General features: G+C 37.1%; 22 protein-coding genes. 13 read left to right on the top strand and 9 right to left on the bottom strand.

Going from position 1 to position 24,882, the window contains the following annotated elements:
• Nucleotides 1-423 precede the first annotated feature (423 nt).
• Together C8N37_RS19725 and C8N37_RS19720 are read left to right on the top strand one after the other, a co-directional pair.
• Entirely contained in the window at nucleotides 424-1,833 is a 1,410-nt protein-coding gene (locus C8N37_RS19725) for a Gfo/Idh/MocA family protein (RefSeq protein ID WP_108160530.1), read from the top strand.
• A gap of 122 nt (nucleotides 1,834-1,955) precedes the next feature.
• Nucleotides 1,956-3,047 (top strand): formylglycine-generating enzyme family protein, encoded by a 1,092-nt coding sequence (locus C8N37_RS19720; RefSeq protein ID WP_108160529.1) that lies wholly within the window; start codon nucleotides 1,956-1,958, stop codon nucleotides 3,045-3,047.
• A 76-nt stretch (nucleotides 3,048-3,123) separates the two neighbouring features.
• On the opposite strand, the gene carB is transcribed toward C8N37_RS19720, so the two are convergent.
• Nucleotides 3,124-5,940, bottom strand: a complete 2,817-nt coding sequence (gene carB, locus C8N37_RS19715; protein WP_108160528.1) for a carbamoyl-phosphate synthase large subunit — start codon at nucleotides 5,938-5,940, stop codon at nucleotides 3,124-3,126.
• Between the two features lie 226 nt (nucleotides 5,941-6,166).
• The gene (locus tag C8N37_RS19710; RefSeq protein ID WP_108160527.1) at nucleotides 6,167-8,428 is read right to left on the bottom strand and encodes a glycoside hydrolase family 20 protein; all 2,262 of its coding nucleotides are present in this window, start codon (nucleotides 8,426-8,428) and stop codon (nucleotides 6,167-6,169) included.
• 149 nt (nucleotides 8,429-8,577) lie between these two features.
• On the opposite strand from C8N37_RS19710, the gene lipA reads away from it, so the two are divergent.
• The 7 genes from lipA (at nucleotide 8,578) to C8N37_RS19675 (ending at nucleotide 15,044) form a co-directional block, all read left to right on the top strand.
• Nucleotides 8,578-9,459 (top strand): lipoyl synthase, encoded by an 882-nt coding sequence (gene lipA, locus C8N37_RS19705; RefSeq protein WP_108160526.1) that lies wholly within the window; start codon nucleotides 8,578-8,580, stop codon nucleotides 9,457-9,459.
• An 89-nt stretch (nucleotides 9,460-9,548) separates the two neighbouring features.
• Nucleotides 9,549-10,112: a Crp/Fnr family transcriptional regulator gene (locus C8N37_RS19700; RefSeq protein ID WP_108160525.1), complete on the top strand. Its 564-nt coding sequence runs from the start codon at nucleotides 9,549-9,551 to the stop codon at nucleotides 10,110-10,112.
• 99 nt (nucleotides 10,113-10,211) lie between these two features.
• Nucleotides 10,212-11,603, top strand: a complete 1,392-nt coding sequence (locus C8N37_RS19695) for a TolC family protein (protein WP_108160544.1) — start codon at nucleotides 10,212-10,214, stop codon at nucleotides 11,601-11,603.
• A 2-nt stretch (nucleotides 11,604-11,605) separates the two neighbouring features.
• Complete coding sequence (locus tag C8N37_RS19690; protein WP_108160524.1) at nucleotides 11,606-12,577, top strand: HlyD family secretion protein; 972 nt, start codon at nucleotides 11,606-11,608, stop codon at nucleotides 12,575-12,577.
• 5 nt (nucleotides 12,578-12,582) lie between these two features.
• Nucleotides 12,583-13,764: an ABC transporter permease gene (locus tag C8N37_RS19685; RefSeq protein WP_108160523.1), complete on the top strand. Its 1,182-nt coding sequence runs from the start codon at nucleotides 12,583-12,585 to the stop codon at nucleotides 13,762-13,764.
• Between the two features lie 226 nt (nucleotides 13,765-13,990).
• A complete protein-coding gene (locus tag C8N37_RS19680; protein ID WP_108160522.1) occupies nucleotides 13,991-14,239 on the top strand; it encodes a hypothetical protein in 249 nt (82 codons plus the stop codon).
• 169 nt (nucleotides 14,240-14,408) lie between these two features.
• Complete coding sequence (locus C8N37_RS19675; RefSeq protein ID WP_108160521.1) at nucleotides 14,409-15,044, top strand: hypothetical protein; 636 nt, start codon at nucleotides 14,409-14,411, stop codon at nucleotides 15,042-15,044.
• 130 nt (nucleotides 15,045-15,174) lie between these two features.
• On the opposite strand, the gene C8N37_RS19670 is transcribed toward C8N37_RS19675, so the two are convergent.
• Complete coding sequence (locus tag C8N37_RS19670; RefSeq protein ID WP_045754070.1) at nucleotides 15,175-15,585, bottom strand: BrxA/BrxB family bacilliredoxin; 411 nt, start codon at nucleotides 15,583-15,585, stop codon at nucleotides 15,175-15,177.
• A gap of 171 nt (nucleotides 15,586-15,756) precedes the next feature.
• On the opposite strand from C8N37_RS19670, the gene ahcY reads away from it, so the two are divergent.
• Entirely contained in the window at nucleotides 15,757-17,073 is a 1,317-nt protein-coding gene (ahcY, locus tag C8N37_RS19665; protein WP_045754071.1) for an adenosylhomocysteinase, read from the top strand.
• 84 nt (nucleotides 17,074-17,157) lie between these two features.
• Here the strand turns inward: ahcY and C8N37_RS19660 are convergent, their stop codons facing one another.
• The 5 genes from C8N37_RS19660 to upp all read right to left on the bottom strand — a co-directional run bounded on the left by C8N37_RS19660 (nucleotide 17,158) and on the right by upp (nucleotide 20,208).
• Nucleotides 17,158-17,406: a hypothetical protein gene (locus C8N37_RS19660; RefSeq protein ID WP_146171112.1), complete on the bottom strand. Its 249-nt coding sequence runs from the start codon at nucleotides 17,404-17,406 to the stop codon at nucleotides 17,158-17,160.
• 246 nt (nucleotides 17,407-17,652) lie between these two features.
• Nucleotides 17,653-18,183, bottom strand: a complete 531-nt coding sequence (locus C8N37_RS19655; RefSeq protein ID WP_108160520.1) for an AAA family ATPase — start codon at nucleotides 18,181-18,183, stop codon at nucleotides 17,653-17,655.
• A gap of 34 nt (nucleotides 18,184-18,217) precedes the next feature.
• A complete protein-coding gene (gene pnuC, locus C8N37_RS19650) occupies nucleotides 18,218-18,874 on the bottom strand; it encodes a nicotinamide riboside transporter PnuC (protein WP_244914485.1) in 657 nt (218 codons plus the stop codon).
• Between the two features lie 99 nt (nucleotides 18,875-18,973).
• A complete protein-coding gene (locus C8N37_RS19645) occupies nucleotides 18,974-19,447 on the bottom strand; it encodes a ribonuclease H-like YkuK family protein (RefSeq protein ID WP_045754074.1) in 474 nt (157 codons plus the stop codon).
• A gap of 116 nt (nucleotides 19,448-19,563) precedes the next feature.
• Nucleotides 19,564-20,208: a uracil phosphoribosyltransferase gene (upp, locus tag C8N37_RS19640; protein ID WP_108160519.1), complete on the bottom strand. Its 645-nt coding sequence runs from the start codon at nucleotides 20,206-20,208 to the stop codon at nucleotides 19,564-19,566.
• Nucleotides 20,209-20,360: 152 nt separating this feature from the next.
• Between upp and uvrB the strand changes: the two genes are divergently transcribed.
• Both uvrB and C8N37_RS19630 read left to right on the top strand, forming a co-directional pair.
• On the top strand, nucleotides 20,361-22,391 hold the full coding sequence (gene uvrB / locus C8N37_RS19635) for an excinuclease ABC subunit UvrB (RefSeq protein WP_108160518.1): 2,031 nt from the start codon (nucleotides 20,361-20,363) through the stop codon (nucleotides 22,389-22,391).
• Nucleotides 22,392-22,596: 205 nt separating this feature from the next.
• Entirely contained in the window at nucleotides 22,597-23,235 is a 639-nt protein-coding gene (locus C8N37_RS19630; RefSeq protein WP_108160517.1) for an outer membrane beta-barrel protein, read from the top strand.
• Nucleotides 23,236-23,266: 31 nt separating this feature from the next.
• Here C8N37_RS19630 and C8N37_RS19625 read toward each other — a convergent pair whose 3' ends face one another.
• A complete protein-coding gene (locus C8N37_RS19625) occupies nucleotides 23,267-23,689 on the bottom strand; it encodes a hypothetical protein (protein ID WP_108160516.1) in 423 nt (140 codons plus the stop codon).
• Between the two features lie 158 nt (nucleotides 23,690-23,847).
• On the opposite strand from C8N37_RS19625, the gene proB reads away from it, so the two are divergent.
• Entirely contained in the window at nucleotides 23,848-24,882 is a 1,035-nt protein-coding gene (gene proB, locus C8N37_RS19620; RefSeq protein WP_108160515.1) for a glutamate 5-kinase, read from the top strand.

Here is a 24,882-nt window from a genome sequence, read left to right as displayed (position 1 = left end):
GAAAGCAAAGTCTGATCTTGGTAGGAAGTTTACTTCTTGTTTTATATAAGATTCCTATTGTTATTCATGCTGTGTATACAATGATATGGAAGGAGGTGCCTGAATGAACTCATATCAACAAGCTTAGATGTAACTAATTGGTTACTAGATTTACATGATATCTGAGTTAGGAGATGCCATTTTGCAAACGGTTGTTTATTTTGAGCAAACGATTGCTTTGTTTTTTTATTTTTTATTATCAAATATGTACTGTATTCTTGTTATAGAAAAGGTCTACGACCGATTCTATAACTAATTATTGAACTACTGTATCATTAAGTTTGATAATCTTACAAAGACTGTTTAGTTTGTTTTAAAATAGGTGATTTTAGAGGGGCTTTCTATAGCCCCTTTAATTTTGTATGTAAATTATATCTATCAAATATGAATTCTAATAGAAGAGATTTCTTGAAGAAAGCGGGTATCTTATCATCTGTAGCGGTGACATTACCAACTTTAAATTCCAATGTATTGGCAGCGACAAAATTTAATATGTCAGGTTATGCTGCGCCTAAAATTGATAAAGTGCGTGTAGCGGTTATTGGTTTGGGAATGCGTGGCCCTGGAGCTGTGGATCGTTTATCTTACATTGACGGAGTGGAGATTGTTGCTTTATGTGATAAACATGCAGATCGTGTTGAACGCGCTCAAGGTATCTTACGTAAAAAATCATTAAAAGATGCTAAGTCTTACTCTGGTGAGGATGGTTGGAAAGATATGCTAAAAAATGAAAAACTTGATTTAGTATATATTTGTTCACCTTGGGATTATCATACTCCAATGAGTATTGGAGCAATGAAAGCTGGTGCTCACGTTGCCTGTGAGGTACCCATTGCATTGACACTGAAAGATTGTTGGGAAGTCGTAAGAGTTTCAGAAGAAACAAAAAAGCATTGTATGATGTTGGAAAACTGCTGTTACGATTTCTTTGAAATGTTGACATTGAACATGACTCGCCAAGGTTTATTTGGTGAGATCTTGCATGGTGAAGGTGCTTATATCCACGATTTATTAGACTTGAATTTTGCAAAAAATGGTTATGATAATATGTGGAGATTGCGTGAAAACATCAAATTGAATGGAAATTTATATCCGACTCATGGTCTGGGCCCTGTTGCACAGTGTATGAACATTAATCGTGGTGATAAAATGAATCACTTGGTTGCGATGTCTACAAATGATTTTCAAATGGGTGCTAAAGCAAAAGAATTGGCCGCTAAAGATTCTTTCTATCAAGAATTTGTAGGTAAGAGTTTCCGTGGTAATATGAATACCACGTTGATCCGTACAGAGTTGGGCAAGACCATTATGTTGCAGCATGATGTGACTTCGCCAAGACCTTATTCGAGATTACATACGCTAAGTGGAACGAAAGGCTTTGCTCAGAAATATCCTACTGAAAATATTGCTTTTGGACATAGTTTCATCACAGAAGATAAATTAAAAGAATTATATACCAAATATACACCTGAATTGGTGAAATTTATTGGCGAACAAGCAAAACAAGTTGGTGGACACGGTGGAATGGATTTCATGATGGATTGGAGATTGATTGATTGTTTACGTAATGGTCTTCCATTGGATCAGGATGTTTATGATGGTGCCTCTTGGAGTAGCATCGTTCCATTAAGTTTTGATTCTGTTAAACGTGACTCCAGAACAGTCGACATTCCTGACTTTACAAAAGGAGCATGGAAGACAAATAAACCGGTGGATATTACTTTAACCGGTGGTGGTACAACTAAAATTCGCTCAAAAGAGGGAAAAGTAAGTGGTGTTCAATTAGACGTATAATCTTTTTGTAAGCGAAATAAAAAAAGAGAACAGTTAACTGCTCTCTTTTTTTATTTAACGATATTTTCAATTCTTGTTGAAAAATATCTAAATTGTATCTTTATTTGTTATCAACGCGACCTATGTGCAAGAATCCATTTCTTTTTATACCATGTTTTGTCTTATTGACTTCATGCTTTAGTAACAGTGAACCAAAAGGTCATACTGCTGATCTTTTTGTTTCTCCAGATTCTTCACGTTGTTATATGGCAACAACTATACCCTCTCGGTTTTCTAATGCGGATACTACGCTTCGTATTGTGGAAGGCTCAGGTATTGATAAGGTCAATATGATCAAGGTTGCTGGTGGTTATTTCTTAATGGGATCTGATGAATTTGCAGATGCTAAGCCTGTTCATGAAGTTAAGATCGATGATTTTTTAATCGATGAACATGAAGTGACAAATGGTCAATTTGAAACATTTATTCAGGCAACAGGGTATGTAACTGTGGCTGAAAGACCCCTAGATCCTAAAGAATTTCCTGGAGTGGATCCTGCAATGTTGAAACCTGGGTCTGCCATATTTTCACCACCTAAAGAAGTTCAAGGTTTGACTAACCATTTGCAATGGTGGTCTTATGTCGTCGGAGCAAGCTGGAGGCATCCTGATGGTCCTAATAGTAGTATTAAAGATAAAGAGAACTATCCTGTTGTACATATTGCATATCAAGATGCAGAAGCGTATGCGAAATGGGCAGGGAAACGGCTACCCACGGAAGCAGAATGGGAATTTGCTGCACGTGCCCGAACATCCAATCCAATGACCTATTATTGGGGAAATGAACTGTTGGATAATGACCGCTATCTCGCGAACATCTTTCAAGGACAATTTCCTGTTCTGAATACAAAGTTGGATGGTTATGTCGGTACTTCACCAGTTAAAGCTTTTCCAGCAAATTCAATCGGTCTTTATGATATGGAAGGCAATGTCTGGGAATGGTGTGCTGATTATTATCGTCCTGATTATTATGCTAAAAGTTCTTCCGATAATCCTAAGGGGCCCGCTGATGCTTATGATCCAGATGAGCCCGGGGCTGTTAAACGTGTGCAACGTGGTGGTTCATTTTTGTGTAATGATCAATATTGTGAACGTTATAAAGCAGGAAGCAGGGGCAAGGGAGAAGTGAATAGTCCAACGAATAATGTCGGATTTAGATGTGTTAAAGATATTTAGATCTCGAACAATTTGATCCAATAAAAAAGCCTTCTTAATTTTAAGAAGACTTTTTTATGTAATCAGAGTTTTAGGCTTATTTCGATAAGAACATCGATTTTTTAGCCACTAAATCTCTAAAGTAAGGATCATTTAAATCTTTGATGAAACGGATAGCTTCACCTGTAGATTTCATTTCTGGACCTAATTGTTTATCCACTTCAGGGAATTTAGAGAACGAGAATACCGGTTCTTTGATTGCCCAACCTTGCAACTTGCGCTCGATTTTGAAATCTTTCAATTTGTTTACGCCTAACATGATTTTTGTTGCAATATTGATATAAGGAACGTCATATGCTTTAGCGATAAATGGAACCGTACGTGATGCACGTGGATTTGCTTCGATGACATATACATTTTCACCTTTTACAGCAAACTGTATATTTAGTAAACCACTTACATTTAATGCTTTTGCTAGTTTAACCGAATACTCCGCCATTTTATCTTGTACAGCTTGTGTTAAGCTGAACGGAGGCAATACGGCATAAGAGTCACCCGAGTGAATACCTGCAGGCTCGATATGCTCCATCATACCAATGATGTGTACATCTTCACCATCACAGATGGAATCAGATTCTGCTTCTTCAGCACGATCCAAGAAGTGGTCAATTAAGACACGGTTTCCAGGAAGGTTTTTCAATAAATTAACAACTGCTTTCTCTAAGTCATCATCGTTGATCACGATGCTCATGCCTTGACCACCTAATACGTAAGATGGACGAACAAGAACTGGATATCCAACTTCATTTGCAACTTGGATTGCTTCTTCTGCAGATTCAGCAACTCCGTATCTTGGATAAGGAATATCTAATGATTTTAATAAATCAGAGAAGCGACCGCGATCTTCAGCTAAATCCATGTTTTGGAAATCTGTTCCGATGATCTTAACACCAAGAGCTTCTAGCTGATCAGCCATTTTAAGAGCTGTCTGACCACCTAACTGAACGATAACACCTACTGGTTTCTCTAGTTCAATGATTTCGCGAACATGCTCCCAGAATACAGGCTCAAAGTATAATTTATCAGCCATGTTGAAATCTGTGGAAACAGTCTCTGGGTTACAGTTAACCATGATGGCTTCGAAACCAGCTTCTTTAGCTGCTAATAAACCGTGTACACAAGAATAATCAAATTCAATACCTTGACCGATACGGTTAGGACCTGAACCTAATACGACGATTTTTTTCTTGTCAGAAGCTACGGATTCGTTTTCCTCTTCAAAAGTAGAGTAGTAGTATGGCGTTTGTGCAGGGAATTCCGCGGCACATGTATCAACCATTTTATACACGCGGCTAATACCTAGTTCCTTACGACGATCATAAACCTCATCTTCAGTAACGTTGCCTAATAACCAAGAGATTTGAATATCAGAATAACCTTTTTGTTTCAAGGTCATAAAGAAATCTTTAGGAATATTATTCAATTGGTAACGGCGAAGTTCAGTTTCTAACGCTACTAATTCTTGAATTTGAAGTAAGTACCATTTATCGATACGTGTTGCTTTACGGATAGATTCTAGAGGAACACCTAATTCGAAAGCATCTTTGATATGGAAAAGACGATCACCACTTGGATGCTCAAGGCTATCCATGATCTCTTCTAAATTGCGTAGTTGACGACCATCAGCTCCTAAACCAGCACGGTTTGTCTCTAATGATTGACATGCTTTTTGTAATGCTTCGATGAACGTACGGCCAATTGCCATCACTTCACCTACTGCTTTCATTTGTAAGCCTAATTCTTTGTTTGCTCCTTTGAATTTATCAAAGTTAAAACGAGGTACTTTGACGATTACATAATCTAAAGTAGGCTCGAAATAAGCTGAAGTTGTTTTGGTAATTTGGTTTTGTAACTCATCCAAATTGTAGCCGATTGCTAATTTTGCAGCTATTTTTGCAATTGGGTAACCCGTTGCTTTAGATGCTAAAGCTGAAGAGCGAGACACACGTGGATTGATTTCGATAGCGATAATATCTTCATTCTCTGGGTTAACGGAGAACTGAACGTTACAACCACCAGCGAAGTTACCAATCGAACGCATCATTAAGATGGCTTGATTACGCATGCTTTGGTAGCATTTGTCAGATAATGTCATTCCTGGTGCAACTGTGATCGAATCACCTGTATGGATGCCCATGGGATCAAAGTTTTCAATCGTACAAATGATGATCACATTATCATTTGTATCACGTAGCAACTCTAATTCGAATTCTTTCCAGCCTAAAACTGCTTTCTCTACTAATACCTCGTGTGTAGGAGAAGCGCTTAAACCTCTACTTAAAGCGGCGTCGAACTCATCTTTCGAGTGTACGAATCCACCTCCAGTACCTGCTAATGTGTAAGAAGGACGAATGACTAATGGATAACCAATTTCTTGTGCTGCTTCTTTACCTTCTAAGAAAGAGTTCGCGATTTTGGAAGGTGCTACACCTACACCGATATCAATCATTAATTGACGGAACTCTTCACGGTTTTCTGTTTTTTCAATTGCAGCAACATCAACACCGATAACTTTAACGTCGTATTTTTCCCATAGTCCGATGTTTGAAGCTTCGATACATAAGTTTAACGCTGTCTGACCACCCATAGTAGGCAACACGGCGTCAATCTGCTGTTCTTTCAGAATTTCTTCAATACTTTCTACAGTTAAAGGAAGTAAATAAACGTGGTCTGCAATGACTTTATCAGTCATGATCGTTGCAGGGTTCGAGTTGATGATGGAAACTTCAATGCCTTCTTCTTTTAAAGAAAGGGCTGCTTGAGATCCCGAATAATCAAATTCACAGGCTTGACCAATTACAATTGGACCTGATCCAATGATTAAAACCGATTTAATGGAGGTGTTTCTTGGCATTATATCTAGTTCAAAAAATAAAATTTCAAAGTATGAACAAAGACAATCAAAAATGCGCTTCGAGAAGGGTATATTCCGACCGCTTTGTCGGAGTGCAAAATTACATTATTTTATTTGATTTTTCGGAATTTATTTTCAGATAAATCATTTAAACAGTATAGGGGAATAAAAAATGGAGAAGCAACTTGTTTTGAAATCGTGCTTCTCCATCATTTTGATGCTGTATTTAGTACACAATGAGTTCATCTGCAAACAGAAATCCTTTTTTAGGATTTGTGGCTACAACACGAACATATCGTGCTTGCTGTGGCTTGGCTAATTTTAATTCAAACCGTTTAAATGTTAATGTCGGATCTTGATCTGATACATCATTTTGTACGATACCTACTTCTCTAAATGTTCGACCATTTTCGGATAATAATACTTTAAATTCTCCAGGCATATATACTCCAGGACCCGTAATTTGCATGAAGTTCATCGCGACACTACTGATTTCTTCACGGCGCTCAAAATCAACTACTACATCGAGATCTTTTAAAAATCCCTGCCATTGACCATCTTGGTAGGTCAGTCCCCCTTTGATTCCATTTGTTAACGTCAATTCCTGTTGTGCAGGATAACCATCACTCCATTTGTTATTGTAGGTAACCGTTTTTCCGATTGCTTTATGTACATCCAATTGAATCGTTTCGATAGGTCCTACTTGAGTAGAGTCCAAGAAATAAGCCGCCTTTATAATTGCTGGTACAGATAGATCAAACGAGCTGTTATAAGGGGTGCCTTGATAGGTCGGTTTTGATCCGTCTATGGTGTAGCGAATGTTGTTGGCATACAACTGTTCTGTAGTTAAAGTGACGTTATTAGATGCCTTCTTTTCATCAAATACGACGGTTGCTTTAACATTGTACGATGGTCGATAGTAGTTGATATCAAAGTGCTGTAAGATTTTGTAGTGCGATTGAAGTCGCTTATGAAAATTTGGCCAATTTTTAAGATCCGCTTTTGTCCATACGACTTCCGATAAGGCTAATGCTCTGGGAAAAGCCATATATTCCAATTGAAAATAGTTGGGCATATATTCTGCCCATAAGTTGCCTTGAGCTCCTAATACATGTTTTATTTTATCTTCTTGAATACCAGTAGGTATGGGGTTGTATTCGTAGACCTTGTTGATCGGAAGATAGCCACCTATTGTCTCGGGTTGTGTTCTCGGATCAGTTTGGTAGGAATCAAAATAAAGGTGAGATCCTGGAGTCATGATCACATCGTGACCGGCATTAGCCGAGTTGATACCCCCAGATTCACCTCGCCAGCTCATGACCGTTGCCCCTTTTGTTAATCCACCTTCTAAAATCTCGTCCCAACCAATGATCTTGCGACCTTTGGATTGAACGTATTCATCAATTTGTTTAATGAGGTAACTTTGTAGTTCTTCTTCAGATTTTAATCCTTCTTTTGTTTTTAATGCTTGACATTTAGGACATGTTTTCCAATGTTTTTTATCGGCCTCATCTCCACCAATGTGAATATAAGGAGAAGGGAATATCGCAATAACTTCATCCAATACGTTTTTCAAAAATACGAAGGTTTTTTCATTGCCTATGCAAAATTCTGATTGGGTATAGGGTTTACCGGAACAAGATAATTCTGGATAAATCGCCAACACTTCTTCAGAATGTCCAGGCATTTCGATCTCGGGAATAATATTTATTCCTTTTTTAGCAGCATATTCTACTAATTCGCGCGCTTGTTCTTGAGTGTAAAATCCACCGCTTGCATTTGGTGTTCCTGCATCAACATATTGACGACCATTATTCCACCAATCTTTCCATTTGACATGTGTACGCCACGCTGCTTTCTTGGTCAGTTCTGGATATTGCTTGATTTCTAATCTCCATCCTGCACCATCGGTGAGGTGCCAGTGTAAATTATTGAATTTGTAGATCGCCATAATGTCCACAAATTTCTTCATGATATTGAAAGGAATAAAATGACGAGATGGATCTAAATGAAGTCCGCGATAAGAAAAACTGGGTTTGTCTTCTATATCTAGTGCAGCGATCTGTGTTGGATCGTCTTGTAAATACCCCAATTGTACCCAAGTATAGATCGCATTGATAACTGGTGCAACTTCATGTGCTAAAATGAGGATACCTTTTTCACTGATCGAGATACGATATGCGGAATTGTCCAATTTATCCGAATCTTCGGCCTTTAAAATACGAATACCTTCCTTTGGTGCTTTCTTGACCTTTTTGACAATTTCAGTGGTTAAGGATTCAATAGCAGGGTGCTCATTTAATAATTGACTCGCACTTAAAAAATCTTCTGAAACAAAGATTTTCGGGTGGGCCGGTATGTGATAGGTTCCTACCGCTAAGGTCAGACTTGCCGGTTTAGGGATTAAGTCGAAATTTTGTTGGGCAAATATATTTAGAGGCAACAACCCCGCTAAAAGTACCAAAGTTATTGAATGGCTAAATCGCATATGAATTGGGATTAAATGTGATGTTTCACAAATATCATAAAAAAAACAATATGTTCAACACTAATGGGTACAACTAGAAACGGATATTATGATAGTATTCAAACAAATTGGCAATTAAAAATTACATTTATAATCATTAACTTTGCCTTATGATTGAACTTCCAGTTATTCCTGCAACACAAACACAGCGTAAGCCAGATTGGTTGCGTGTAAAATTGCCAGTTGGTAAAGAATACAGACATGTAAGAGGCCTTGTAGATGAGCATAAGCTACATACGATTTGTGAGAGTGGTAATTGCCCGAATATGGGTGAATGTTGGGGTGCGGGAACCGCTACATTTATGATTTTAGGAAATATCTGTACGCGTTCTTGTTCATTTTGTGCTGTAGCGACAGGTCGTCCTAAGGCAGTCGAATTGGATGAACCTGCGCGGGTTGCCAATTCTGTAAAATTGATGCAAGTGAAGCATTGCGTCATTACATCGGTTGATCGTGATGACTTGAAGGATGGTGGCTCTATCATCTGGGCAGAGACTATTAATGCGATTCGCAGAGAAAGCCCTACAACAACATTAGAAACATTAATTCCTGATTTCAAGGGACAATGGGACAATCTGGATCGGGTACTTGCTGTTCGCCCAGAAGTTGTTTCTCATAATATTGAAACGGTTAGACGTTTGACACGTGAAGTGCGTATTCAGGCAAAATATGATCGTTCATTAGAGTGTCTTCGCCGTATTTCTGAGGCAGGTTTGCGTACTAAATCAGGTATTATGCTTGGTTTTGGAGAGACGGAAGCAGATGTTGTAGAGACGATGCAGGACCTATTTAATGTGGGTGTTGATATTTTAACCATTGGTCAGTACCTGCAACCAACCAAAGCGCATCATCCGGTCGTGGAGTGGATTACACCAGCGCAGTTTGATATATACAAAGAAATTGGATTAAAAATGGGATTCAAATACGTAGAGTCTGGTCCATTAGTAAGATCTTCATACCACGCAGAGAAACATTTGTTTGATATGCAATAGTGGATAGCTATATTTGATAAAAGCCCTAAATATGTGAATATTTAGGGCTTTTTTATGAAATTATAATTTAAAATTGGCATATTTAGGATATGACTGCATTGGAACATTTCAAAAGCCTATATTCTATTGATGACGACTTAATGTTGTTGTTTTCTCAAATCATAGAAACGAAAGAATTTCATAAGGGCGATGTCATCTTTGAACCGGGTAGCTATTTGAAGTATATTTATTTTATAGAATCTGGTTTGACTCGTATTTTTTATTTTAAAAATAACAGAGATATCACACATTCTTTTTTTGGAGCAAATACATTTAGTACCGGTATAGAAAGTGTTTTCTATCAAAAACCGTCCATTTTCGGTTTTCAGTCACTGACCAACTGTAAAATCTCACTGATACCTTTTCAACCGATCTATGAATTATCAAAGACCAACATTATAGTTAGTCAAATCATACAAAAGGTTTTATTGGGATCGGTGATCAGCTATTCGAACCGATTTTGCAATACGCAATTTCAAACAGCTTTAGAGCGTTACCAATTGCTCTTGACAGAAAATCCCGAGCTTTTTCAAAATGCTTCTCTAGGTCATATCGCCTCTTATCTAGGTATATCGCAGCAGACTTTATCGGTTATAAGAGGGCAAGTGGTATAATTTTCCTTTTTAAGATATCTTAAAAATTAAACCGTAAAACATACGCACCTTTGTATTGTTAATAGTGATACTAATCGACCCTTTAAAAGTGTTATGAATATGTTATTTAAAAAAATTTCATGCTTGATATTTTTATTGCCATTCTTTCATCTAGGCCATTCCTTTGCGCAGCAAGGAATAAGCGCACAGCTGAAAGAACCTGTTCAGAAGGCAATTCAGAATAATAGCGATATTAAAAATAGTTATTTAGAAAATCAGAAAACGCTTATAGATAAGAATATTGTTAGCGGAAAACTATTGCCTCATGTCACGGCAATGGGGATGTATGGTTATCTTAATGGCACTGGTGAGTTGGATCTTCCGACGAAAACTTTACCGATACTGGGACTGAATCTTTTTGAAGGTGCTCAGAAATTTAATGCCTCATCTCAAATAGGTTTTGCAGGGGTAAATGCCACTCAGGTTATTTTTAGCGGATTACAGATCACTAATGGTAAAAAAGCGTTGGATGAAAAATTTAAAGCTCAGCAGTTGATGACAGAGGCAGGTTATGAAGGTCTAGCTCAGGAAGTGGTCCAGACTTTTGATCAAATTATGTTATTAAAAGAAGTGGATGCTTTGATTGCTGATTCAGAGAAAAGATTGAATAAAGAACATCTGAAAGTTATAAAAGCGATTGAGAATGGTTTGGCTATACCCTATGATCGTGATAAAATCAAACTGGCCATGTTGGAGTTAGAAAGCAAGAAAGCAGAATCCCAAAATAGCCGTGAACTCTTATATTTTAAATTAGAAGAACTGACCAAGATGACAGTCGATAGTCTTAAGCTCGTTAGTTATCCACTTGAGTTGGTTTCAGTAGATCCTGTACAGCCAGCTGTGGAGAACAGAAAAGAGATGCAAGCTTTGGCAAGTTCTCAGCGCGCTTATGAATATGTGTTAAAAAAAGAAAAAGGTGCTCGATTACCTCAAATTTTTGCATTTGGTAGTGCTTTTTATTTCAATGCATTTGATACCAAATTTAAGTTCAAAGATGTGCCGCTTATGGGAGATGTAAATCTTAGTGCCAATCATTTTCAATTAGCTCCAGGTTTTGCTGTAGGTGTGGGGGTTAAATGGGATGTATTTGATGGTAATCAACATCGTAACAACATAAAAAAAGCAAATCTTGATCTGATTATGAATCAGAACAAATGGAATGATACGAAAGATAAATTAATGCTTCTGCAACGTAAAACAAATTCGGATTACCAGTTGTCGATGAAAAAGATGGCGGTACATGAGCAGCAGATTAAGATTGCCAATAATAATCTTGCTTTAGCATCCAAGCAATTTGAAGCTGGTTTAATAGATGTGACAGAAAGATTAAGTGCAGAAAACGAATTGTATAAGCAATCGCTTAGTTTTTACAATCAACTATTAGTTCAGCGTATAGCTGTTTTAGAATTATTAAAATCACAAGGAAGTCTTTATCAATCACTAGTCAAATAATTATGAGAAAATTTATATATATCCTAGTAATCGCGGCATTCATACAAAGTTGTGGTCATGATGCACCTCTCAAAAATTCTTTTGAAGGAAAGATTGAGCGGGATCAAATTGCTGTAACAACGAAAATACCGGGGAAAGTACATCAGATATTAGTAAGCGAAGGAGAGGTTGTACAAGCTGGTGATACCTTGATGATTCTAGAATTTCCAGAAGTGGAAGCTAAGTCCATGCAAGCAAAGGGAGCGCTTGAGTCTGCTGAGGCGCAATATAATATGGCTGTAAAAGGCGCAACTGATAATCAGTTGAAGCAATTGCGTGCTAAACGCGATGGACTACGAGAACAATATGATTTTGCTCAGAAATCATTGGCAAGAATGCAGAACCTCGTTAAAGATTCTTTGGTTGCTCAACAACAGTATGATGAAGTTTACATGAAATTTCAAGGGGCAAAGAATCAATACTTAGCGGTTCAAGCGGAGTTGGCCGATGCGGAAAACGGTGCGCGTATAGAACAGCAGAAGATGGCTTTGGGACAAAAGGAGAGAGCTATTGGTGCTGTTTCTGAGGTCGATGTTGCCACTAAAGAGCGTTTTATCATCGCCCCTCAAAATATGACGGTAGAAACGATCAATTTAAAAATCGGTGAACTTGCTTTGGCGGGATATAGTTTAGTTTCGGGATATCTGATTGATGGTACATTTTTTAGGGTAACAATCCCTGAAAAACAATTGCATAATCTGACTGTCGGCAGTAAGCAGATGCTATCATTTCCGTATCTCAACAATAAAAAAATAGAGGCGGAGGTAGTGTCGATTAAAGCACTGAGTTCTTATGCTAATATTGCTACTGCATACCCTGATTTTGAACAACAAGAATCATTATTTGAAGTTAAATTGAAACCGCTCCAAAAAGATGATGCTCAAAAACTTTTAACAAAAGCGACGTTTATCCTTCAAGTTGATACTACAAAATAAGTATTATGCGTACATTCCTATCCTTATTAAAGCGAGAATTTCAACTCTTTTTCCAAAATAAAGTGTTGTTAATGCTTTTCGTGGGAGCGCCGATTTTATACGGTGTTTTAATTGGTGCTGTCTATCAAAAGGGTAAAGTAACCCATTTGCCTATAATCGTGGTGGATCAAGACAGAAGCCCCCTAAGTAAGCAACTGATTACGATGTTTAATGAAAGTGAAGTCATTTATGTAGCTGCAATTTTGCCTGATGCGTTTAATGCAAAACAAGAAGCACTGAAACATGAAGCCACAGTGGTGGTTCAAATTCCTAAAAATTTTGATTCGGATGTGAACTATAATAGAAGCACAGAATTAACATTTTTTGTCAATGCTGCCAATACCTTGACATCCAACTATGCAAGTATGGCTGCAAATGTTTGCGCTGCAACGCTAAAAGCAGGAATTCAAATAAAAGCGCAACAGAAAAAAGGTGTTCCTGAATATGTCGCAACACAGCAATATGAACCTTTTAAAACGACCATCATACGTCAGAATATTAAAAGTGGAAACTATTTATATTTTATGCTACCTGGTGTTCTTTTGACTGTACTTCAACAAGTCATGATGCTTGCCTTAGCATTAAGTTTTGCTTCTGAATTTGAAAAGGGAACATTTAAAGATTTAGTCTCAAAATCATCGAATGTACTCCTATTGATATTGGTTAAAATTGCTCCTTTCTTATTGATGTCTATTGGGATATATATGCTCTATTATGGTTTTTCAATTTTTTATAGAATGCCATTACACATACCTTTGGGACCTTTTCTTTTGGGGACTATATTATTTCTACTTGCTGTCAGTTTCATTGGAATATTGGTCAGTATTATTATCCCTAGCCAACTGAAAGCGACTGAGATTCTGATGGTGATCGCTACACCAAGTTTTATCCTGAGTGGTTTTACATGGCCTTTGAGCCAGATGCCGGATTGGGTCGTACATATTTCTAAATTGATACCCCTGACACATTATTTGGAGATCTTTCGGGTGCTTGTTATTGAACAAGGCACAGTTGAATATGTGCGGTCATCTATTGTTGCACTTGCATGGACGACTGTGATTTGCTTTATTCTTTCATTTGTTTTATTATATCTAAAAGTGAAAAAAACAAAGAAAGAAGATAACGTTCCTATTAAAAGTGAAATCTGATGGTTTGGGATTAACTGATAATGTCCTTTTAGGGTGAGGCTTTGAGTATACAGTGTACTATTATTTGAATCCAATTGAAGGTTTAGCAGATTTAATTATTAAGAGTCAATAATTAATTTTATCGACTCTTAATGTATTGTAAATAAGTTTGTTAATTATTTTAAAGTCTATTTTGTGGCACTTGGTTTGAGCAAATTTAAATCAAACGACACTAAATATCTTTATTATGAAAACCATGAAATTTTCGGTAAAAGTAGCAACGTTAGTTGCCTTACTTGCCATGTTCAGTCTGACATTTGTGTCAGCTCAGCAAAAGCATCCAGAAAAGGTTGTTAAAAAAACGGAGGAAAAGATGACTCCAGCTGTTCCTAAAAAACAAAGCCCTGAAGTCGTGAAAGATTCGACTGCAGGAAAAAAAGTTATGGATAGAAAAATGAACAAAATGATGCCTAAGCCTAAACCTCCAGGTAAATAGTTAGATGTAAAAATATGTAAACGCAAGCAGGTTTGACATGGACACATGTTAAACCTTTTTTATGTTGGATGAGTAATGTTAAATGTGTGTTAATTGCTTGAAGTCTAGATGTTATTGGCATTTGTTTTGAATTTATGTAACTAGTTTTTACACTTAAAAATATTGGGTTATGAATACCTTAAATTATTTTAAAAAATGGGCAGCATTAGCTGCATTGGTTTCTATGTTTGGAATTGCAACAAGCAGTGCACAAGAAACACCTCCACATCATATGGCTGTCAAAAAAGCAGAGAAGACCGTTAAGGATAATACTACCCTCACAAAAGAGACAGCAAAACAATCGGCTAGAAAAGAAAGTACTGCTGCAAAAACAGAGGCAAACAAAGCTGTGAAGTCAGCGGAAAAAGCAAAGTCTGACGCAACTAAAACAAAGGAGTTAACAAAACAATCGGCTAAAAAAGAAAGTACTGCTGCAAAAACAGAGGCAAACAAAGCTGTGAAGTCAGCAGAAAAAGCAAAATCTGATGCCGCTAAAACAAAGGAATTAACAAAGCAAACTGTTAAAAAAGAAAATGAAATTTCAAAAGTAGAAGCAGATAAAGCACTTAAAGCTTCAGATAAAGCAAAAAGTAATACTTCGGTTTCTACTGTTAAAATGAAAAATAGCGCTTCAGCAGCTAAAAAATCTGCTACGGATAAATTATCATCAGAAAAATATAATGGACATGCTGTATATATCGGTCCAGAAGGAGGTAAGTATTATATCAATAGTAACGGTAATAAGACTTATATTCCAAGAAATTAATATTCCTATGGATTGGTGATCAGGCGACAAACTAAGGTGTTTGTCTATGTTAATGATTTTTAAGATATGAAAAAAGGCTATTCGAATAACTCGAACAGCCTTTTTCTTTTTCAAAAATCAAAATAAATGATTAACAGTACTCGTCAAATGCAGCAACTAAATTGTCAGCAATCATTTGTGCGGAGCGACCCTCAATCATATGTCTTTCTATCATATGAACTAATTTACCATCTTTGAACAATGCCATTGCAGGAGAAGATGGAGGATAAGGCAACATATAGTTTCTAGCTTTATCAACGGCGTCTTTTTCCATACCTGCAAATACAGTTACAAATTTAGTAGGACGTTTTTCATTTTTTACTGCCGCTTTTGCTGCAGGACGGGCATTTGCTGCTGCACAACCACATACTGAGTTTACAACGACAAATACTGTACCTTCAGTAGCAATAGCTGCATCAACTTGCTCTGCAGATTTTAACTCTTCGAAACCTACATCTGTAAGCTCCTTACGCATTGGTTCTACTAAATATTCTGGATACATAATCTTCTTTTTTAAATTTAATACTACAAATATAAGGGTTGTTAGGAGCTAAGTCAAGACATTAGTCTCAAAACAATGTCAGAATTTGAAAGCTTTCAGATTCAACGTTTTGATTTAAAGGTATTGATTGGTATTTTTGCTAATAAATTTAAAACTTAAAAAGAATAATATATGTCATCAGTAGCAAGTACATACGTACCATACAAAGTTAAGGATATCAGCCTTGCTGAATGGGGTCGTAAAGAAATAGAATTAGCGGAAGCTGAAATGCCTGGCTTAATGAGCCTTCGTGCTGAGTTTGGTGCAGCAAAACCTTTAAAAGGTGCGCGTATTGCTGGTTGTCTTCACATGACTATCCAAACTGCGGTGCTTATTGAAACTTTGGTTGAATTGGGTGCTGATGTAACTTGGTCATCTTGTAATATCTTTTCTACTCAAGATCATGCTGCTGCTGCTATTGCTGCTGCAGGTATTCCTGTGTATGCTTGGAAAGGTATGAATGAAGAGGAATTTAACTGGTGTATCGAGCAAACGTTATTCTTTGGTGAAGATCGTCAACCATTAAACATGATCTTAGATGATGGTGGTGATTTGACAAATATGGTGTTTGATAAATATCCGGAATTGATTGCTGAAATCAAAGGTTTATCGGAAGAAACAACAACAGGTGTTCACCGTTTATACGAGCGTATGAAAAATGGTACACTTCATTTACCTGCGATCAATGTAAATGATTCGGTTACGAAATCTAAATTTGATAATAAATATGGTTGCCGCGAGTCATTAGTTGATGCGATCCGCCGTGCTACAGATTTGATGTTAGCAGGTAAAGTAGCTGTAGTCGCTGGTTTTGGTGATGTAGGTAAAGGTTCTGCTGAGTCCTTACGTTCGGCTGGTGTACGTGTTATCGTGACAGAAATCGATCCAATCTGTGCGCTACAAGCGGCAATGGAAGGCTTTGAAGTGAAAAAATTTGCTGATGCAGTGAAAGAAGCAAATATCGTTGTGACCACTACAGGTAATAAAGATATCGTTCGTGCTGAGCATTTCAAAACAATGAAGGATAAAACAGTTGTTTGTAATATTGGTCACTTTGATAACGAGATCGATGTGGCTTGGTTAAATAGCAATTACGGTAATACAAAAATTGAGATCAAACCTCAAGTTGATAAATACACGATCGATGGTGTAGATATTATTTTATTGGCAGAAGGTCGATTAGTCAATTTAGGCTGTGCTACTGGACACCCTTCATTCGTGATGTCAAATTCCTTCACTAACCAAACGTTAGCGCAATTGGAATTATGGACAAATACTGCTGCTTATGAAAATAAAGTATATACCCTTCCAAAATATTTGGATGAAAAAGTTGCACGCTTACATTTAGCGCATATCGGTGTTGAATTAGACGTATTGACCGAAGAGCAAGCTGCTTATATTGGTGTTACTGTTGATGGTCCGTTTAAAGCTGAAGCTTACCGTTACTAACATCAAGTAATTAATCATAAAAAACGCCTCAATTGATTTTAATTGAGGCGTTTTTGTATAATAATGATCATTAGCCGGATATATTTAAATATCCATTCTTAAATTTCGGTAAACTAATCGCATGATGTATAGAAATACAATACCTGCGGATATCATGGTAAAATTGATAAACAGAAATATAATGAATGCTGATGCTGTGATGTAAAGAAAGAAAAGGATACCGTCTTTGGTACTGTGCATCTGATATATAGCCACACAAGCTAATATATAAATAAAAGAAATAATGGCTGTAACAGTCAAGTCTAAATGCAATGAATTAAATAATGTAATCATTTTTTTGTTATTTATGAATGTACTAATTTTTAAGCTAAACATTCATGAGGGCAATAGGTTGTACTTTGCAAAAGACGAAGAGTAAGCGGTACAATTAATTGTATCTCTTTACAGATTGGGATTTGTAAATTTCAAAGAATTGTGCTCATTAGTAAGCATTCGTTGTTATAAACGCACTATAACAACGGTACAAATTTACTGTTCTAATGTGAAGTTAATGTTAAGTTTTTGTGTATTTCAAAAATCTTATTTTCTGTTAATTGCTTGAAGCGCATGGTTAAGTCTTTCATCACCTAATCCGGATATGATGATATAGTTCGCATCCAAGGATTTTAGCTCGGATTCCCAAACGCCCATAAAGTGTTCGCGATGCTCAGGGAAGTCGCGCAATGGATCTTCTTCCCATGGAAGGTCAATGTCCATCAGGAGATAGAGGTCATAATGGCGATTGTTAATCTCGTCCTTCACGTCTTGAGGGGTATCGCCAAATAAATAATCACACCATATTTTAATGGTCATGATGGTCGTGTCACAAATAAGCAAATTATTTTTAGCTAGTGGGATCAGCGTATTTTCCAGTGCTATTTGCCCATAGTACATATTAACCTCATCTTGCAAGGTATATTCATTATGTAAGTTTTTGCAATATTCTCGTGCGTATTCTGGGACACAAACAGTATTGAAATGTTGTGCTACAGCTTGTGCTATAGTAGATTTTCCTGTTGATTCAGGTCCTACAACTGCGATTTTTATTAAGTCTGGATTTGATGTGCTCATTCGTGGGGATAAAGTTAGGTATCTTGTTTGGACATTATGGCATAAAACTACGATAAGTAACTTTCCAGTCCTTATAACCTGTCCAAGCGATGATAGCAAATACGAAGTATAGAATTGCGGTCAGCAGTAGCCCCTTATGAAAATATAGAGGAATATAGCAAATGTCAACAAAAATCCACAGGAGCCAATTTTGGAGTACTTTTCGAGTCATTAAGAATTGAGCAACAAAGCTGACTGCTGTACAAAAACCATCTGCATAAGGAACGTCTGAATCGGTCATTTTCTTTAGGAAAGTGCCAAGCAAAACGGTTAGGATTGCGATAATAATAAGGGTGAAGAGCATTTCAAGATTCGTAAACGAGACAATCGGTTTATCATCTTCTCTGATTTTTTTAGACCAATAATACCAACCATAAATGGCTGTACTTAAAAAATAGAGTTGTAATACTGCGTCGCCATATAGTTTACTATGATAGAAAATATAGGCATAGGTCAGCACGCTGATTACGCTGATGGGCCAATTCAGGATATGTTGTTTGGCTGCGAGATAGACACATAGAAAACCGGTGATAGTACCGATCCATTCGAGCATGGTGGTCTGGGCAAATTGTTGTAAAATCTGCTGTATAATTGCAGGCATAGCTTTCGTGTCTTTAGCAAGTAAAGATACGAATTTAGCAAAAGCGTTCATTTGCCCAAAATAATTTTAGGGCATCAATAATTTAAAAGGAATTGTGCGTCGCTAAAGGTTACAGTATGGGTTTCATAGTGGGTTCAGCCCCTATTTCACTTACTGTACTTGCTTATTCGCACATGTCGTACTGGCAAAAGATTCTGGTTTTGCCTTAAATACAAAACCCATCCCCATAATGTAGCCCATAGCTTCTTTTAATGCAACATTTGACTGGAAATTAGGATTGGTGTTGATGTCGGCGTGAACTTCTAGATCGACTTGGTACTGTTCTAGAAGTGGGCAAAGTTCGTAAGCAACTTCGATTGATTTTTGAACTTCCAGTAGCATACGCTCTTTAATGCCCATCAGGTGAGTTCTTTTGTCTTTATGAACAAACATAAAGCCACCTCGGTGTTCTCGGAGGAAAACAATTACTGTCGCAAAATCGATAGTTCCTCTTTTTATTTGTGAATCTGTTCCGATATAGACTTTGAGCTTGTTACCCAAATCTATTTCTTTTAAGATATTAGTTTCAACAGCATCCCATATAGATGTCTTGATGCTTTCGCCATTGTATTTCTGCCAAGTCATATAAAAATAAGTTAGTTTGTGTATGTGCGTATTTCATTTTGTTGATTAAATTTACTGATATATAATGTGTTAAGAGCTATGCTCCGTATTAAGTTTTTACTATTAAATTATAAAGATTAATGCTTACTCCCGTAGGCAAGATCTCCAGCGTCTCCTAATCCAGGGACGATATAAGCTTTGCTTGTCAATTCATTATCAACAGCTCCTACCCAAATGATTGCTTTTGGTAAAAAAGCTTGGACATGTCTGATTCCTTCTTCGGAGGCAATGGCTACAACAAGGTGCAATTCTTTGATTGCATAATCACTCAAAAGATCCTTGCAACATAACACGGCACTTTTGCCGGTGGCAAGCATCGGGTCTGCTACTATCACCACTTTATTATCAAGATCTGGTGTGTTGACATATTCTTTGTGAATTTCAAATTCACCACTTTTCTTGGTGTGGCGATATGCTGCTATAAAGGCGCTATCAGATTGATCGAAGATATTTAAAAGTCCCTGATGCAATGGCAATCCTGCTCGTAGGATGGTCGCTAAAACAGGGTGTTCGAGGAGCATCTGTGTATTCGCAATACCTAAAGGAGTTTCCACATCTGTAGGAGCATATGTCAATGTTTTACTGATCTCATAAGCGAAAATTTCTCCTAGACGTTCGAGATTGCGACGGAAACGCATACGATCTTTCTGAATAGTAACATCACGTAATTCTGCAATGTATTGATTGGCGATGCTGTTTTGAGTACTCAGGATGTTTAGCATATGGTGTAGATTATAGTGATAATAGCAATTTACACAAATAATCTCATTATCGTTTGATTAGGGAGAAAATAGTTCAGGTATTTTGACCCTCATGTAATTATATAAATGCCTCATTTATTTTGATTAAATTTGTCATACTTGAATAGGATTTTATGAAGTTTCAACTTACGTCTGAATATAAACCAACTGGAGATCAACCCACTGCTATCAAAGAATTAGTACAAGGTTTGAATGAAGGGGAACAGTACCAAACACTTTTAGGGGTGACAGGATCGGGAAAAACTTTTACAGTTGCCAATGTCATCCAGCAAACACAAAAACCGACTTTAATACTGAGTCATAATAAAACTTTAGCTGCGCAGCTCTACGGGGAGTTTAAACAATTTTTTCCTGATAATGCAGTTAATTATTTTGTCTCCTATTACGATTATTACCAACCAGAGGCTTTTATAGCATCATCCAATACGTATATTGAAAAGGATCTGGCCATTAATGAGGAAATCGAGAAACTGCGTTTAGCAACGACTACTGCTTTGATGTCTGGACGACGTGATGTTATTGTGGTTTCTTCTGTTTCCTGTATCTATGGTATGGGTAATCCAGAAGATTTTTCAAGGTCCATATTTCGCTTTGCAATAGGCACTGTTATTTCTCGAAATGCTTTTTTACATCGTTTAGTGGAGATTTTATATGCGCGTACGACTACGGAATTTAAAAGAGGAACTTTTCGGGTGAAAGGAGATACGGTTGATATTTACCCTGCATATCTAGATTTTGCCATCCGTGTTTCTTTTTTCGGGGATGAGATCGATGAATTGAGCGAGATTGATCCTTTGTCGGGAAAGACGTTAAATAAAATGGAGGATCTTGCTCTTTTCCCTGCTACACTATTTGTTACACCAAAGGAAAAGTTTACTTCTACGATTTGGGCTATTCAAGAAGAAATGGTACAACGTAGAACACAGTTGGAAGAGGAAGGTAAAATGCTAGAAGCAAAACGTCTGGAAGAACGTGTCAATTACGATCTGGAAATGATGCGTGAGCTTGGTTATTGTTCTGGAATTGAAAATTACTCCCGATTTTTTGATGGTCGTGAACCGGGGATGCGTCCCTTCTGTTTGCTAGATTATTTCCCAGAAGATTACTTACTGGTTATCGATGAAAGCCATGTAACGATTCCGCAATTACGGGCGATGTATGGTGGTGACCGATCTCGCAAAATTGCTTTGGTAGAACACGGCTTCAGATTACCTGCGGCGTTGGATAATAGACCTCTGAATTTTCCGGAATTTGAATCCTTGACCAATCAAACCATCTATGTTTCTGCAACTCCGGGAGACTACGAATTGCAACAAACAGAGGGTGTTTTTGTGGAGCAAGTGATTCGTCCTACTGGTTTGCTAGATCCGATCATTGAAGTACATCCGGCAATCAATCAGGTGGATGATTTTCTGGAAGAGGCTGACAAGGCCATTAAGGCAGGTGGTCGTGTACTGGCTACTACGTTAACGAAACGGATGGCTGAAGAGTTGACCAAGTATATGACGAAGTTGAATATCAAAGTTCGTTATATCCACTCTGAAGTAAAGACATTAGAACGGGTCGAAATTTTACGTGGATTACGCCTCGGCGAGTTTGACGTGCTGGTGGGCGTAAACTTGTTAAGGGAAGGACTCGATTTGCCTGAAGTAACTCTTGTAGCGATATTAGATGCAGATAAGGAAGGTTTTTTACGTTCGCAAAGGTCATTGATTCAAACGATTGGTCGTGCTGCCCGTAATGATAAGGGACGGGTGATCATGTACGCTGATCGGATGACTGATAGTATGACTTTGACGATTGATGAAACCAATCGTAGACGTGAGAAACAGATGAAATATAATGAAGAGCATCATATTACTCCACGTACTGTTGGTAAAACGAAAGCGGAAATTATGGAGCAAACCTCTGTCGCAGATTTTAATGGTTTAGAACAACAAATATATGTTGAACCGGATCCATCTGTAGCAATTGCTGCTGATCCAGTCTTGCAATATTTGGGAGAAAAAGAGCTTAAAAAAGCGATTGATACCGTTCGTAAGAAAATGGAAAAGGCAGCTAAAGAGATGGACTTTTTAGAGGCTGCCAAACTTAGGGATGAAATGTTCTCGCTAGAGAAAACGTTTAATGAACGATTTTCTTAAGGGTCAGTTTTTATTGTATCAGTAAGGCTATTAAACAAAATTAAGTTTAGTTAAAAGATGCAAAAAAGAATAGGATTAATGCTGTGATTTGTTAATCAATATTAATATATGTTAACGAAGTTTAAACTTTGTTAAACAATGTAAAATAGTCTATTTTAAGGATATTTAAAATACATATTTGCGATGATTAAACAATCTATCGTAAATGAAAACTAAATATTATTTTCTGTCTTTGTGCTTAATGGGCACATGTAGGTTTGCTGTGGCTCAAGAAAAGGTGTCCTGGAAACCAAAATATGGTGTTAAGATTAACTATGTTACATCATCACTACATACTACACAGAAGTATGCAACTACTTTCAATGCAAAATCATTATCATCTGTTCAAGCCGGAGCATTTGTAGAGCTGCCTATTATTGGTGGTTTATCTGTGCAACCTGAGGTGTTGATTGGTGGACAAGGTGGGCAGAGTAAGTATGCTAATGAGAATGTTTGGTCAAAAGAAACTCTTTTGGCACTAAACATACCTGTTAATTTCATCTATAATGTAAATATAGGAGTTGGACAGGTGTATGCTGGAGCTGGCCCCTACTTGGGATATGCTTTGAGTGGAAAGTATGACGGTATTTTAGGGGAATATGATTTGAAGATTGATGATGAATCGGGAGACTTTAAGAAACAAGATTACGGTATTAATTTTTCTTGGGGATTTAAGTCTAATTACGGGATTGGACTCAGTATGGCGTACCAATTAGGTCTGCGTAATATCAGTCCAAATACCTCTAAGGAAGTTAAAAATGGTGTTTTTTCTGTTGGACTGAGTTATTCTTTGCATAAAAAGTAACATAAAAGCCAGAGTAATCTGGCTTTTATGTTTATGGTTTTTCTTTATAAAGTTTTTGATTTCCTTTAATCAGGGTCCAGCAATGTTGATCTTGTATCAATTTATAATCTTCATTTTCATATTCATATGCTTGGACATGTTTTAGGACGATGCTTTCAGGGCTTTCTTTTAGGAAAACTTCTGCCGCTTGTTTCTTTTCGTCAACGATTAGGAATGCCGCTGTTTCATAGCTTTCTTTATTATCGATAATATCCAATTGTATTTGTTCGAAGGGACGTACACAGCTATCTTTTAAGCTGGACCACGTATAGCCTGCACTTGCTATACAACCGTGAGCGTCTTTGTCTGCACCAACTACTGGAGTTTGCGCAGATTGTGTTGCTTGTTTGTTCTCGGATTGGCAAGACATAAACATAACCGTAGCAACCATAACCATATTGAGTGATTGTTTCATAATGTTGGTGTTTGAATTGTAAGTATTCCTACATAAACTGTACCATAGAAAATATACTTATTTGGTCGATTATTTTTCATAAACCTTTCTTTTGTCAAAAGGCTTCATTATTTTTATAAGAATAAGTTAACACCTAATCAACTAAACAAAATATATACATGAAAAAGCCAATAATTGTCATCAAGTTTGGCTCGGCTTCCATTACTACTTCGGATGGAGAAGTAGATGAACGAACACTATTAGAAATTGCAAGACAAGTTGCTCAACTACAGCCTTATTATAATATCGTTCTGGTTTCATCAGGTGCTGTTGCAGCTGGTAAAAAGTTTTTGACACGTTATGCTGGAACATTGTCTGAGCGCAAAGCGGCTGCGGCAATTGGAAATCCGCTGTTATTACAACTCTATAGTACTTATTTTAAACCCTTTAAAATTGCATTGGCTCAAAGTTTATGTGAACGCCAGCATTTTGCCAATAGGAATCAATTTGTACAATTGAAAAGCACTTATGAGACGTTATGGAAAAATAATATTATTCCTGTGGCGAATGAGAATGATGTGGTCAGTAATAAAGAATTGAAATTTTCTGATAATGATGAACTTGCAACATTAATTGCGGTTGGATTTGGTGCTGAACAAATCTTATTTAGTACTTCTGTACTTGGGGTTTTGGATGCAAAAGGAAATGTTATTCCCGAATTGAAAGTGATTGATAAGGCAGCGCTTTCATTAGCGCGTACAGATAAATCTTCAGTAGGTTTGGGGGGTATGACTTCTAAATTGAATTTTGCTCGCTTGGCTAATCAGATGGGTATTCGGGCGGTGATCTTTAGTATGCAAACTGAAAATGCATTGTTGAAAGCAATAAAGGGTGAAACGGGAACTATATGTTTGGCTCAGCTAAAGAAAGTTTCTTCGCGCAATAAATGGCTGGCAAGCGGTAGTTTAATTAAGGGAAAAGTCATTATTGATCAGGGTGCAGTACAAGCATTATTACAGCGGAAAAGTCTGCTGTTAGTCGGTGTAAAGGACGTGGTACAGCCGTTTGAGGCAGGAGAAGTTTTTCAGGTTTTTGATGAGACAGAAAATATTGTTGCTGTCGCGAAATCAAAATGGGATGCTGGCGATTTAATAGATAAAGAAAAGCGAACAGATATCGTATTGGCTCATGCTGATGATATCGTATTGTTATAG

Origin of the sequence: Sphingobacterium faecium, assembly GCF_003054045.1 — a bacterium.
Classification (GTDB): Bacteria; Bacteroidota; Bacteroidia; order Sphingobacteriales; family Sphingobacteriaceae; genus Sphingobacterium; species Sphingobacterium faecium.
The sequence above is the reverse complement of the archived record's forward strand: the minus strand, read 5'-3'. Positions and strand labels throughout refer to the sequence as shown.

Excerpts from the sequence above, each read along its gene's own strand:
- C8N37_RS19710 (WP_108160527.1), bottom strand. The coding sequence starts at position 8,428 with ATGCGATTTAGCCATTCAATAACTTTGGTACTTTTAGCGGGGTTGTTG.
- C8N37_RS19625 (WP_108160516.1), bottom strand. The coding sequence starts at position 23,689 with ATGAAACAATCACTCAATATGGTTATGGTTGCTACGGTTATGTTTATG.
- lipA (WP_108160526.1), top strand. The coding sequence starts at position 8,578 with ATGATTGAACTTCCAGTTATTCCTGCAACACAAACACAGCGTAAGCCA.
- C8N37_RS19685 (WP_108160523.1), top strand. The coding sequence starts at position 12,583 with ATGCGTACATTCCTATCCTTATTAAAGCGAGAATTTCAACTCTTTTTC.
- uvrB (WP_108160518.1), top strand. The coding sequence starts at position 20,361 with ATGAAGTTTCAACTTACGTCTGAATATAAACCAACTGGAGATCAACCC.
- C8N37_RS19700 (WP_108160525.1), top strand. The coding sequence starts at position 9,549 with ATGACTGCATTGGAACATTTCAAAAGCCTATATTCTATTGATGACGAC.
- C8N37_RS19680 (WP_108160522.1), top strand. The coding sequence starts at position 13,991 with ATGAAAACCATGAAATTTTCGGTAAAAGTAGCAACGTTAGTTGCCTTA.
- upp (WP_108160519.1), bottom strand. The coding sequence starts at position 20,208 with ATGCTAAACATCCTGAGTACTCAAAACAGCATCGCCAATCAATACATT.
- C8N37_RS19720 (WP_108160529.1), top strand. The coding sequence starts at position 1,956 with ATGTGCAAGAATCCATTTCTTTTTATACCATGTTTTGTCTTATTGACT.
- pnuC (WP_244914485.1), bottom strand. The coding sequence starts at position 18,874 with ATGAACGCTTTTGCTAAATTCGTATCTTTACTTGCTAAAGACACGAAA.
- C8N37_RS19725 (WP_108160530.1), top strand. The coding sequence starts at position 424 with ATGAATTCTAATAGAAGAGATTTCTTGAAGAAAGCGGGTATCTTATCA.
- C8N37_RS19660 (WP_146171112.1), bottom strand. The coding sequence starts at position 17,406 with ATGATTACATTATTTAATTCATTGCATTTAGACTTGACTGTTACAGCC.
- C8N37_RS19675 (WP_108160521.1), top strand. The coding sequence starts at position 14,409 with ATGAATACCTTAAATTATTTTAAAAAATGGGCAGCATTAGCTGCATTG.
- C8N37_RS19695 (WP_108160544.1), top strand. The coding sequence starts at position 10,212 with ATGTTATTTAAAAAAATTTCATGCTTGATATTTTTATTGCCATTCTTT.
- carB (WP_108160528.1), bottom strand. The coding sequence starts at position 5,940 with ATGCCAAGAAACACCTCCATTAAATCGGTTTTAATCATTGGATCAGGT.
- C8N37_RS19655 (WP_108160520.1), bottom strand. The coding sequence starts at position 18,183 with ATGAGCACATCAAATCCAGACTTAATAAAAATCGCAGTTGTAGGACCT.
- C8N37_RS19630 (WP_108160517.1), top strand. The coding sequence starts at position 22,597 with ATGAAAACTAAATATTATTTTCTGTCTTTGTGCTTAATGGGCACATGT.
- ahcY (WP_045754071.1), top strand. The coding sequence starts at position 15,757 with ATGTCATCAGTAGCAAGTACATACGTACCATACAAAGTTAAGGATATC.
- C8N37_RS19690 (WP_108160524.1), top strand. The coding sequence starts at position 11,606 with ATGAGAAAATTTATATATATCCTAGTAATCGCGGCATTCATACAAAGT.
- C8N37_RS19670 (WP_045754070.1), bottom strand. The coding sequence starts at position 15,585 with ATGTATCCAGAATATTTAGTAGAACCAATGCGTAAGGAGCTTACAGAT.
- proB (WP_108160515.1), top strand. The coding sequence starts at position 23,848 with ATGAAAAAGCCAATAATTGTCATCAAGTTTGGCTCGGCTTCCATTACT.
- C8N37_RS19645 (WP_045754074.1), bottom strand. The coding sequence starts at position 19,447 with ATGACTTGGCAGAAATACAATGGCGAAAGCATCAAGACATCTATATGG.